The organism is Acinetobacter sp. AR_0276, assembly GCF_003000705.1.
Lineage (GTDB): Bacteria > Pseudomonadota > Gammaproteobacteria > Pseudomonadales > Moraxellaceae > Acinetobacter > Acinetobacter nosocomialis.
Genome location: NZ_PSQO01000004.1, coordinates 836,656 through 848,175 on the forward strand (window position 1 = coordinate 836,656; position 11,520 = coordinate 848,175).

Here is an 11,520-nt window from a genome sequence, read left to right on the forward strand (position 1 = left end):
AATGACAATTTTTTAAGAACCGCTTACCCACAAACCATCTTCCATATGCAAGATAGAATCTGCTGCCTGAGCTAATTGCTCATCATGGGTCACAATGAGCATCGCCATGTTTAGTTCTTTCTTCAAGTCGGTAAGTAATTGGAAAATACCTACAGCTGTTTTACGGTCCAAATTACCGGTTGGTTCATCAGCTAAAACGACCGCAGGCTTAGTCACCAATGCTCGAGCAAGAGCCACACGTTGACGTTCACCACCAGAAAGTTCACCTGGTTTATGGTCCATACGATGAGATAACCCAACTCGATCTAACAAATACTCAGCCTGAGCCTTAACCGACTTATATTGACTGTCCGCTCGAAGCATTAAAGGCATTGCCACATTTTCAAGCGCACTAAATTCAGGCAATAAATGGTGAAACTGGTAAACGAAACCTAAATACTGATTACGTTGAAAACCACGTTCTGCTTCACCTAAGTTATCAAAGCGCTGACCATTTAAAAAGACTTGGCCTTGAGTCGGTTGATCTAAGCCACCGAGTACATGTAACAAAGTACTTTTACCTGAACCACTTGCACCAACAATAGAGACAAACTGTCCTGCTTCAACTTGTAAAGAAAGACCTTTAATGACTTCAACCTTAGATTTACCATCATCAAAATGCTTATAAATATCTTTTGCTTCTAGAACGACTTTACTCATAACGCAATGCCTCGGCAGGTTGAACTTTGGCTGCACGAAGCGCCGGATAAATTGTTGCCAAGAAACTTAAGAGTAAAGAAACAATCACGATAATTGTCACGTCTTGCCATCTTAAGTACGAAGGTAAGTAATGTACAAAATAGGCATCGAACAAATTAAGTCCAAGAACATTATTAAACCAAGAAATAATATCACTGATCGTAAGTGCCAAAATTATACCTAAAACCGTGCCCGCAACTGTACCAATCACACCAATCACTGTACCTTGCACCATAAAGATTTTAGTAATCATGGATGGTGACGCACCTAAAGTACGTAAAATTGCAATGTCCGATTTTTTGTCAGTTACCACCATGACCAAAGACGAAACAATGTTAAATGCAGCAACCACAATAATCAGTACAAGTAATAAACCAACTAATGTTTTTTCCATTTGAATGGCATTAAACAAATTACCGTGTGTATAGGTCCAGTTCGTTGCGTAGAAATTGCTTGGCAAGTTTTTCACAATATCATCGGCAACTTGAGGTGCTGCAAAAATATCATCCATTTTTAAACGTACGCCTTGAGCACCATCAGGTAAACGCAATAAAGTCGATGCATCATATAAAGCAATGTATCCGACCATTGAGTCCACTTCAGCACCTACGCTGAAAATACCCACCACTTTAAAGCGCTTAAAACGAGGCACAACACCTGCTGGAGATGGCGTTGCTTCTGGTAATACTAATGTCACACTGTCATTTAGACGTAAACCAAGTGAATCGGCCATGTCTTTACCAAGCACAATACCGAACTCACCCTTTTTAAGTGAGTCGAGGCTACCGGCAACAATATGATTTTGAATGATAGACACATTCTTTTCATATTTCGGATCAATACCCGTCACCATGATACCAGCCACTTGCCCTTGAGCAGTTAACATACCTTGCAATTGAGTAAAAGGTGCAACTCCAGTCACATGGGGATGATTTTCAACTCGTTTAATCAGCTCAGGCCAATCCGTAAGAATTTGCGTTGAAGAAACTGTCGCTTGCGGTACCATTCCCAAAACACGATTTTTCAATTCGCGGTCAAAACCGTTCATTACAGAAAGTACCGTGATCAGTACAGCGACACCAAGTGTCAAACCGACCATCGAAACCAATGCAATAAAAGAAATAAAATGATTACTGCGTCGTGCGCGAGTATATCTCAACCCTATATACAGTGAGATTGGTTTAAACATACCTTCTAAATCCAAGGTCATTGATGGAAAATAGAGAAGTGCGATCTACACTTCTTATTTAGCCATATCGTTAGATGCTGTATTAAGGTTTAAAAATCAGTAAGTTCTGACCTACCCTTAACAATCCTAATATTATATTGCTGCGCTATTTTCTACTACTTAAGATATGAGATCAATTTGATCATGCATTTAGCTACGAATTAGAACAATTTAATGAATAAGCTCAACAAATTACTCTCATCTTCTCCTATTTAGATTTAATATGTTGGGCAAAATTACGGTTTGCTTGAATGTCTTTATAGAAATACAGGAATAGACCAAACAAGATAATAAATGCCCCCACAAAAACCATCATTGAAAGATGTTCATGGTTTAAAACAGCACCAATCATCATAGCTAACATAGGCGTAATAACGGTTGTAAGCGATAAAGTAGTTGCTTTGATATTTTGTACAAGTTTGAAATAACAGAACATAGCAACGAGTGAAGCCATAAGAACTGTATAAATTAGAGCAAATAAGGATTTAGCTTGCGGCAAATGGGTCGGAGCATATTGCCAAATAAATGGAATAAGGCAGCTCGCCAAAAGCGATGAGACCAAGATTGAACCTGTTGCCTGAGCCATAGGTTGAATTTGGGCATTCACTTTTTTTACCCAAAAAATAGAAAATGAATAAACAAAAACACTGATCAACATTAAAACAATGCCAAATGGATGCACGTGCTGACCAGATCCATTCAAACAAATGATTGCTAGACCACAAACGGCAATCGCCATACCAAGCCACTGCAATTTATAAAGATGCTGACCAAAAGCAAAACGGCCAATTAATCCAGCCATGATAGGCGCCAGACCAAACATGAGTGCGATCATGCCTGAACTTAAATATTGAGTTGCAGCATAAGTAAAAATTTGAGAGCCAATTAAACTAAAAGACCCTGCAAAATAACTATGGAGAGCTTGCTTATGAGTGGGAAAAGAAGTTTTTAGAATAAGTAAAACAATAACTGAAAGAGGTAAAGCAATATAAAAACGTAATAGTAAGGCCCACATGACATGTAAGTCAGACACGCTCCATACAATGGCTAAAGGTGTCGTTGCCCAAATAAATACAAGCAAGACATAAGTTGAAGCCAAGTTGGTCTGGGATGGCATAAGAAGCTCACTAAGCAGTTTTACGTTTTTGCTTTAAAATTGTTTGGTCGAGTGCACTGGAAAATTCACGCTTATCACGTTCTGAAATTGGAGGAGGACCACCTGTCTGGACTCCAGCACCACGCAGCGTGTCCATAAAGTCACGTAAGTGCAATCGTGCTTTTACGTTCGCTGTGGTATACACTTCACCACGTGGATGAATCGCAATACCTCCTTTCTCAATAACTTGAGCAGCAAGCGGAATATCTTGTGTAATTACAATGTCATTTTCAGACATACGATTCACAATTTCCTGATCGGCCTGATCGGCTCCACTTAAAACTTGCAGAGATTTAATACGCACTGAAGGGGTAATACCGACATTTTGATTGGCTACAAAAATCACTTCTAATTGATAACGATCTGAAGCTCTTAAAATAACTTCACGCAAAATTTTAGGTAATGCATCTGCGTCTACCCATAACTTAAATGGCAGCACGTTATTCTCTATTTCCACTAAAAATATAAGTCTAACAGATGCATTTCATTAGAGAATAGCGCTAAATATAAAACTTGTTTTCTAAATTTAATTTTAACAATCTCTTAACAGTCGACTATATTCACTCTTAAAAGCACGTGTTTTGCCTATTGAAAGGCTTTTTAATAAGTAAATATGTGCTTTTGCAAGAGAATTTACATATGTTGACTTGAAAAATAGCAATTACCCTCGATTTAATATAACAAGTGAGATAAACCCAACATCAATCATACTTATGAAAAATCAAAACAGTCCAGAAGTTATTACGGTAAACGACCAAAATTTTGGTAGTCATGGCGAGCATTGGAATCTACTGACCGCCCATCCAGAGACAGATGTACCAAAATGGCTTGGACTGGCGCTTGATGCTCCTGTAATGCCAATGGGTTTATGCCAAAGTGAAGATGAAATGGATCAATCTTTTTGGCTGATTCAAGGTCCTCAAGGGCAAAATGTCACCATTAACCAAATTATTGCAGTTGAAAATCAAAAGCCTCGTGCTTTAAAAACAGCATTTCCTAGTTTTGAAAGCCCGTATCAATATAATGCACAAATTGAACGCATCATTACTTGTGATTCAGCAACTCAGGCAGTATTAAGTTTAAGATTAAATAAAAATACGACTGTTTATGCATTTGATAATTTATTTAGTGTTAATCGTTGTCAATATGACAAAACCCAAACTTACCAAGTTCAATTTAATGCATGGGCTTATGAATTAGAGTCCGTCCCTGCCGGCGAAACAATTGTTGTAGATGATCCGGCATCAATTAAGCATCACCGTGCGTTAAATGCAATTTTAACTGAAAATAATGGTATTGCACCTGAAAACCTACAAGAACTCATTAATGAATGGCAACCGAAAACTGAGGAAGATCAACAACCTGTGACGGTTGATTTTTCAAAAATGGTTGCATATTTATATGGGGAAAATCTTGGTCAAGAAGACGAAGCATGGTTCCAAGGTAATATTGTCGGTAAAACTTCAATGACATTTATGGGTGCAGAATATACCCTTTACGATGTCACTTTAGTTTTAGAAGACAATCTTCCTGCCATATTAGTGCGCATCGCGACCCAAAATGATTTGTACAAAAACTTTAATATTGGTGAATATATTCGCGGTAATATCTGGATTCAGGCGAATATTTATGCTAAAAATAGTGAAACTAATTGAATTTCACTAATATTTTAAAAATTAGGCTATTGAATGAAGATTATACCTGAACAAACCACCAGCCTCATTCAAACTAGTAACCCACGTATAAGGGTCGATACTGGTGCGTTTTGCTTTTTCGTTTTAGGTATGTTCTTAGCCGCGATGATGATACATCAATTTGGTTTTATGCCTTTTTAATTAATAAATTATATAAAAATAAAGCCCTCTTTTTGAGGGCTTTATTTTTTTGATTTACTTAACCATTACGTTTAGCAAAATCATCCATAAAGCGAATAAGTGCTTGCACGCCTTCTAATGGCACAGCGTTATAAATACTTGCACGCATACCCCCAACTGAGCGGTGACCGGCCAAGTTCAATAAATGATTTTCTTCAGCTTCTTTCAAGAATTGCTTTTCTAAAGCTTCATCTGCCAAAGTGAATGGTACATTCATAATTGAACGGTTTGGAATAGCAATCGGGTTATTATAAAAATCGCTTGAATCGATATAACCATAAAGTAACTGAGCTTTTTCAAGGTTAACTTTATGAATAGCGTCTACCCCACCCTGCTCTAGTAACCATTCGAATACTAAACCAGACAAGTACCAAGCATAAGTTGATGGTGTATTTACCATAGAACCATTTTTCGCTTGGTCACCATATTTTAAAATGCTTGGAATTTCTGGCTTAGCTTGGTCAAGTAAATCATCACGAACAATAACGATTGTTAAACCAGCAGGACCAATATTTTTTTGTGCGCCGGCATAAATTAAACCAAACTTGGTCACATCTAATGGAGCTGATAAAATACTTGATGAATAGTCGCATACAAGTGGCGCTTTAACATCAGGAATACCTGCAAACTGTAATCCGCCAATTGTTTCGTTATCTGCATAATGAACATATGCTGCATCGTCAGACAAGTTCCATTCGCTTTGATCAGAGATGGCGAACTTACCATCTACTTTAATACCTGCTTCTACAGTATTAATATCTCCATAGCGTTTTGCCTCTTTTAACGCTTTTTCAGACCAAATTCCTGTATGGATATAATCTGCTTTGTTATTTTTACCAAGCAGGTTTAAAGGAATTGCTGAAAATTGTAATGACGCGCCGCCTTGTAAAAACAGTACTTTATAGTTTTCAGGAATATTCATAAGCTTACGCAAATCTGCTTCAGCTTTTTCAGCTACGGCAACATAGTCAGCACTACGGTGACTCATTTCCATGATGGATAGACCTTTACCTTGCCAATCCAACAACTCTTTTTGAGCTTTTTCTAAAACGGCAGTAGGTAATGCAGCAGGACCAGCACAGAAATTGTACGCGCGCATGATTTTTCCCTTGTAAAGTGAAACACAATAAAAAAAGGCATTTAACCACAGATTGCTTAAGCTTGCAGCAGCTTCTCTAGTAAATATTTCAATGCTAGGGCGTATTTAGGTTTATTTTTTCAATAACTATTTTATTTATTTCTTTGCTTTCACTTATTTTTTTATAAGTTTTATTAGATAAAGTTCAACTTGACTTGTTAATCGAGTTCCCCATACTGTGAGGAATATATAAAGTTTGCTGTATGATTTTCCGTCAAGCAAAATAAACTCAAAATCATTTTGTGCTTTTATACAATTGTATAATAAACAATATGATAATTGAATTTAATAACAAGAAATTTAAACTATAAGGGATGATCAAAAATTGTTATATAAAATGCCAACACATCAGTATCGACAGTCAATACGCCCTTTTTTCTTTAAACCCAATTACCTTGCGTTGGTATTGGGAGTATTTATTGCAACGCCTATTTATGCACAAAGCTTAAGTTATGCTGAAGCAGAACAACAAGTTTTAAAAAGCTCGTATAGCACTCAAGCCAACCAAGCTTTACAACAAGCCTCTCAATTAGAAGCCGAAGCAGTAAAAGGTTTAGGCTTACCCAGAGTTGATTTAAACGTTAGAGCATACGCGTTTCATAGTGAAACAGATGTGCCACTTAGTGGTTTTAAGCAAAAACTTGAGAATGATTTAAGCCAAGGATTAAACGACAAATTGTCTCAGTGGAACAATGTCATTCCATCAGATGTTTTAGGACAAGTTCAAGAAGGTTCAAACCAAATCATCCATGATGGAATCAATCGTTTTCCTAACTACGCTAATTTGACTGTAGAAGACCAAGTAGTCCGCCCCTCTATTTCAGTTGTGATGCCAATCTATACAGGAGGCTTGACGACTAGTGCAAAGAAAATAGCTAATATTCAAGCTCAACGTTCCGAGCTTTCAAGCCAACAACAGCAAGATATACAGCGCTTCGAAGTCGTACAAAGTTACTTTAATGTGCAATTACAACAACAACTGGTCGCGAGTAGCTTATTTAACTTTAATGCAATGCAAAAGCATTACAGCAACGCGCTAAAGCTCGAACAGCAAGGTTTTATTAGTAAAGGACAACGCATGCAATTCGAAGTTGCCCGTAACAATGCCGAACGAACTTTACAAAATGCTCAAGCAAATCTGAATGCCAGCCAATTCAGTTTAAACAATCTTCTTCATCAGCAAAGTAATCCTGATTTGAGTACTCCTCTTTTTGTAAATACAGTTCGTAGCCAATCGTTAGAATCTCTTTTAAGTAGTTATTCTCAAAAATCGAGCCTGGTGCAAAAAATGCAGTTAGACACTCAATTGGCTAATGCGAATATTCAGGCTCAACAAGCAGCTAAAAAGCCAAGCCTCTTTGCTTTTGGTGAATATTCACTCGATGAAAATGAAAACTGGATTGTAGGTGTCATGGCAAAATACAATCTGTTTTCTGGCGTAGATAAAAATAAGAATATTCATGCTGCCGAGTTAAAACGTTATGCCTCAGAACTCATGACTGAACGAACTAAACAAGAGATTGAAGCTTTATTGAATAAGTCTTATAACGAGCTCAATTCAGCGCAGCAAAGTCATACCTTACTTCAAAGAAATATCAATGCAGCTCAAGAAAACTTACGTATTCAGGAGCTTTCTTTCCGTGAAGGTATGGGAACAGCCACACAAGTCATTGACGCGCAAAATGCGTTAAGTGCTTTAAAAACAGAAATGGCTTTAAATGCTTATAAATATGTCATGTCGCTCGCAACGCTATTGCAAAGCCATGGTTCTATGGACCAGTTTAAAGCTTATGTGACTCAACCACACACCGACTATATCCGCTAATGGGGGCATAACATGAATCAAGAAACATCTTCTTCTCAGCAAGATTCACCTGTTACGGATACAGAGCATACAGGTCAAGATCAACAAAATATTCAAACCGACAATACGCAAGAAGTAAAAACGAGTAAAAGTTCTCAACCGCCTAAAAGTTCAAAAATTAAACTAATTATTGCGGTGGTCATTATTGCTCTATTAGGGCTAATCATTTTCGGTTTATGGAAAAGTTATCAACCTAAGCCTATTGAGTTACAAGGCAGAGTTGAGGCTGAAACGATTCACGTCAGTACTAAAGTTCCAAGTCGTATTGAAGAAATTTATGTGCAAGAAGGCCAAAAAGTTTCTAAAGGACAACCTCTGGTTCGTTTAGTCAGCCCAGAAATTGAAGCTAAAAAGCAGCAAGCTTTAGCTACACTACAATCAGCTTTAGCTTTTCAGTCTACTGTAGACCGTGGTTCGCAACAGGAAAATATTGATACACTTTATGCCAACTGGCAAAGTATGAAAGCTCAAGCGAACCTTGCAAAAACCACTTATCAACGTGGTGAAAATTTATATAGACAAGGTGTTATTTCTCGTCAAAGACGAGATGAGATGTTAGCTGCACAAACCTCTGCTCAAGAGTTAAGTGAAGCAGCTTATCAACAATATGCTCGAGCAAAGCGCGGAAGTACCAGTCAGCAGAAATCTACAGCAGATGCACAAGTTGATATTGCCAAAGCAGCAGTCAGTGAAGCTCAAGCACTTGAGGCAGAAACCCGCCTACTCGCTCCTATTTCAGGTACAGTTTCAAAAACTTATGGCAAACCTTCTGAACTCGTTGCGATGGGTGTACCGGTTGTCAGCATTTTAGAAGATGATGATTTGTGGGTGAGTTTAAATGTCGGTGAAAATCAGTACGCTTCTGTTTATAAAAACAAAACGCTAGAGGGATTCATTCCTGCGCTGAATCAAACCGTAATGTTTAAAGTGAAAAATATTGATGCCGAAGGTGAATTTGCCACCATTAAAACCACACGTCAAACCGGCGGTTATGATATCCGTAGCTTTAAATTGCATTTGGTACCTGAGCGTCCTGTCAAAGAATTAAAAGTTGGCATGAGTGTTCTATTTAAAATTAAAGAAGAAAAATAAAGCATGTTTGCCAGTATATTACGTGAACTAAACTATCTAAGAAGCAATAAATGGGATTTGTGTATGGTGACACTTATCCCTGCTTTTATCATTTTTTTGTTTAGCAGCATGTTTTATGCAGGTAAGGCTGAACATTTACCTATCGCGATTATTGATCAGGATCAAAGTGAGCTGAGCCGCAATATTGAAAAGTATCTTTCGTTAAATCATACGGTAGATGTTAAAACAATTACTGCAAGCTCGACCGAAGCTGAAAAACTACTCAATGAAACCAAAATTTGGGGCTATGTTTTTATTCCTGACGGCGCTGAAAAACGTTTTGTAAAAGCTCAAGACGCACAAATCAGTATTGCTTTTAATCAGTCATTTTTTAGCGTAGGAAATACGATTTCCTCAGCAATGCTAGTCAGTACACTGAATGCTTTAGCAGACTATGCAGGCCAGAGTTATCTTGCAAATAATATTCCTTATTTAGATGTCCCTACAGCACATGTCAAAATTTCAACACTCTATAACCCAAGTATGAGCTATGAATTTTATTTAGAACCTTTCATGGTTCCTGCTGTTTTGCATCTATTACTCTGTTGTTGTGTGGCTTTTGCTATTGGACAAGAGCTTAAACGCGGCACATTAACCCAGTGGGTTAACCGTGAAAATTTTATTCGCGGCTTATTGGCTAAAAATTTACTTTATAGCTTTATTTTTTGTCTCTGGACTTGGTTATGGATGTTTTGGCTCGTTGAGATTCGCGGTTGGTTTGTCGCAGGTTCTCTCAGTTTCTTATTAGTTGCTCAGTTTTTGCTTTATTTTTCTTATGCACTCATTAGTAGTACTGTTATTTTAGCTACCAAAAATTTAAGTAAAACTTTTGGTTTTATTGCAGTATACGGCGGGTCTTCTTTAAGTTTTGCAGGAGTTACCCTACCTTTAAATAACGCACCGATTTTCACTAAATTTTGGTCTTTAATTATTCCATATACACCTTATGCAAAGCTCCAAACCGAACAATGGGTGATTGGAAGTCCACTTTTTATTTCAATGACGCCTTTTTTAATACTGATTGGCTACTGCCTTATTTATTTCATTTTGAGTTCCTTGCTGCTTAAAAAACTAGTTCGGGGGACAGCGCAATGAAAGAGTTCTTAAAGGCTTATGCCCAAACATTTAAAGATATTGTTGGTAACAGTTCGGTTTTCACGACACTGATTTTATCAGTCATTCTTTATAGCTTTTTTTATCCAACTGCTTATAAAGCTGAACGTGCCGAATCAATTCCAATTGTCGTGGTTGATGAAGAACAGAGTCTTTTAAGCTCTCAAATTATTGGACAAGCAAGCAATAGTCCGCACGTTAAAATTGTTAATGTGACTGCTAATTTTCTCCAAGCTGAGCAAATGGTTCGCGAGCAAAAAGCAGATGGTATTTTGCTTTTACCCAACAACTTAACACAGAGCCTACGCCGCGGAGAAACTGGTGGAATTGGCTTGTACTTAAGTACAACCAACTTCTTAAAAACTAAAGAAATTGGGTTAGGTCTTGCTACATCTATTGAAGCTACATTAAAAGAATATGTTGAAAAATTTGGAGAGCGTACACATTTCCAACCAGCTCTTTCTATTCATCAGGTTCCTTTATTTAACCCCCTTTCAGGTTATGGAAGCTATATTTTTCCAGCAGTTGCAACACTCATTATTCACCAAACGATTGTATTAGGTTTAGCCATGCTGATTGCAAGCTACCGCGAACAGCATGAAAAAATTACCTCCATTCGCTTTGCTGGAATTTTTGCCAGCCTGTTTACTATTGGTTGTTTAAGCAGCTTTTATCTTTTTGGTTTTACCTTGTGGTTCAACGACTACCCACATGGTGGAAACTTTATTGGTTTACTCGTCGCGGTTCCTATTTTTATTAGTTGTGTGATTGGATTAGGCATGTTAGTTGGTTCACTTTTAGATATGCCTGAACGTGCCGGACATATTATCGTATTTAGTTCAGTTCCTCTTTTCTTATTAACTGGTACCGCATGGCCCCACCATGCCATGCCTGAATGGCTAGAATGGTTTGCTTGGTGCTTACCTTCTACACACGGTGTACAAATGTTTGTACAGCTTAATCAAATGGGTGTTCCTTTAAATGTGGTGATTCCTAAATTGATTTTTCTTGCAACAATTGGAATCATTTTTTTAATTATTGCTCATTCACGTTTAAAAAATTTCAAATAAATTTAAGGACTCATAAATGTGCATAAATTATATTTTTATTTACTATAAAATCTTATAGTTAAAGCTTATTTCTTAAATAATTGACCAAAAAAATCTAAAAAAACAAATAAATTCAAAGTATTAATTTGTATCAATTGTCATGAAACCTTAAGAAAACTTTAAGTTGAAATTAAGAAATTTTCTCCATAGTAATTAGTATAGTTTTTCA

The 11,520-nt window shown here is 37.2% G+C and carries 11 protein-coding genes and 1 pseudogene; 7 read left to right on the forward strand and 5 right to left on the reverse strand.

Annotated elements, in window-relative coordinates; all coding sequences use genetic code 11:
• Positions 1-12: 12 nt before the first annotated feature.
• Positions 13-699, reverse strand: coding sequence for a lipoprotein-releasing ABC transporter ATP-binding protein LolD (gene lolD, locus CSB87_RS04830; RefSeq protein WP_004707461.1), 687 nt, complete (start codon positions 697-699; stop codon positions 13-15).
• The gene (locus CSB87_RS04835; RefSeq protein WP_031953110.1) at positions 692-1,927 is read right to left on the reverse strand and encodes a lipoprotein-releasing ABC transporter permease subunit; all 1,236 of its coding nucleotides are present in this window, start codon (positions 1,925-1,927) and stop codon (positions 692-694) included. Before CSB87_RS04835 ends, lolD begins: the two co-directional genes overlap by 8 nt.
• Before the next feature lie 137 nt (positions 1,928-2,064).
• Between CSB87_RS04835 and CSB87_RS20190 the strand changes: the two are divergent.
• Positions 2,065-2,145: pseudogene (locus tag CSB87_RS20190) on the forward strand (PilZ domain-containing protein); the annotation flags it as partial.
• Between the two features lie 29 nt (positions 2,146-2,174).
• On the opposite strand, the gene CSB87_RS04840 reads toward CSB87_RS20190, so the two are convergent.
• Positions 2,175-3,083: a DMT family transporter gene (locus CSB87_RS04840; protein ID WP_004707455.1), complete on the reverse strand. Its 909-nt coding sequence runs from the start codon at positions 3,081-3,083 to the stop codon at positions 2,175-2,177.
• A gap of 10 nt (positions 3,084-3,093) precedes the next feature.
• Positions 3,094-3,579, reverse strand: coding sequence for a YaiI/YqxD family protein (locus CSB87_RS04845; protein WP_001985538.1), 486 nt, complete (start codon positions 3,577-3,579; stop codon positions 3,094-3,096).
• A 256-nt stretch (positions 3,580-3,835) separates the two neighbouring features.
• Between CSB87_RS04845 and CSB87_RS04850 the strand changes: the two genes are divergently transcribed.
• A complete protein-coding gene (locus CSB87_RS04850; RefSeq protein WP_004707450.1) occupies positions 3,836-4,777 on the forward strand; it encodes a hypothetical protein in 942 nt (313 codons plus the stop codon).
• A 33-nt stretch (positions 4,778-4,810) separates the two neighbouring features.
• Positions 4,811-4,957, forward strand: a complete 147-nt coding sequence (locus CSB87_RS19860) for a hypothetical protein (RefSeq protein WP_000691795.1) — start codon at positions 4,811-4,813, stop codon at positions 4,955-4,957.
• A gap of 58 nt (positions 4,958-5,015) precedes the next feature.
• On the opposite strand, the gene serC is transcribed toward CSB87_RS19860, so the two are convergent.
• On the reverse strand, positions 5,016-6,095 hold the full coding sequence (gene serC, locus CSB87_RS04855; RefSeq protein WP_001203175.1) for a 3-phosphoserine/phosphohydroxythreonine transaminase: 1,080 nt from the start codon (positions 6,093-6,095) through the stop codon (positions 5,016-5,018).
• A 376-nt stretch (positions 6,096-6,471) separates the two neighbouring features.
• Between serC and CSB87_RS04860 the strand changes: the two genes are divergently transcribed.
• The 4 genes from CSB87_RS04860 to CSB87_RS04875 are packed head-to-tail and all read left to right on the forward strand — an operon-like array spanning position 6,472 to position 11,312.
• Complete coding sequence (locus tag CSB87_RS04860) at positions 6,472-7,959, forward strand: TolC family protein (protein WP_031953112.1); 1,488 nt, start codon at positions 6,472-6,474, stop codon at positions 7,957-7,959.
• Between the two features lie 12 nt (positions 7,960-7,971).
• Complete coding sequence (locus CSB87_RS04865; RefSeq protein WP_106105043.1) at positions 7,972-9,090, forward strand: HlyD family secretion protein; 1,119 nt, start codon at positions 7,972-7,974, stop codon at positions 9,088-9,090.
• A gap of 3 nt (positions 9,091-9,093) precedes the next feature.
• A complete protein-coding gene (locus tag CSB87_RS04870; protein ID WP_146128703.1) occupies positions 9,094-10,224 on the forward strand; it encodes an ABC transporter permease in 1,131 nt (376 codons plus the stop codon).
• Positions 10,221-11,312 carry an ABC transporter permease gene (locus tag CSB87_RS04875; protein WP_031953117.1) on the forward strand — a complete coding sequence of 364 codons (1,092 nt, stop codon included), beginning with the start codon at positions 10,221-10,223 and terminating at the stop codon, positions 11,310-11,312. Before CSB87_RS04870 ends, CSB87_RS04875 begins: the two co-directional genes overlap by 4 nt.
• Positions 11,313-11,520: the final 208 nt, after the last annotated feature.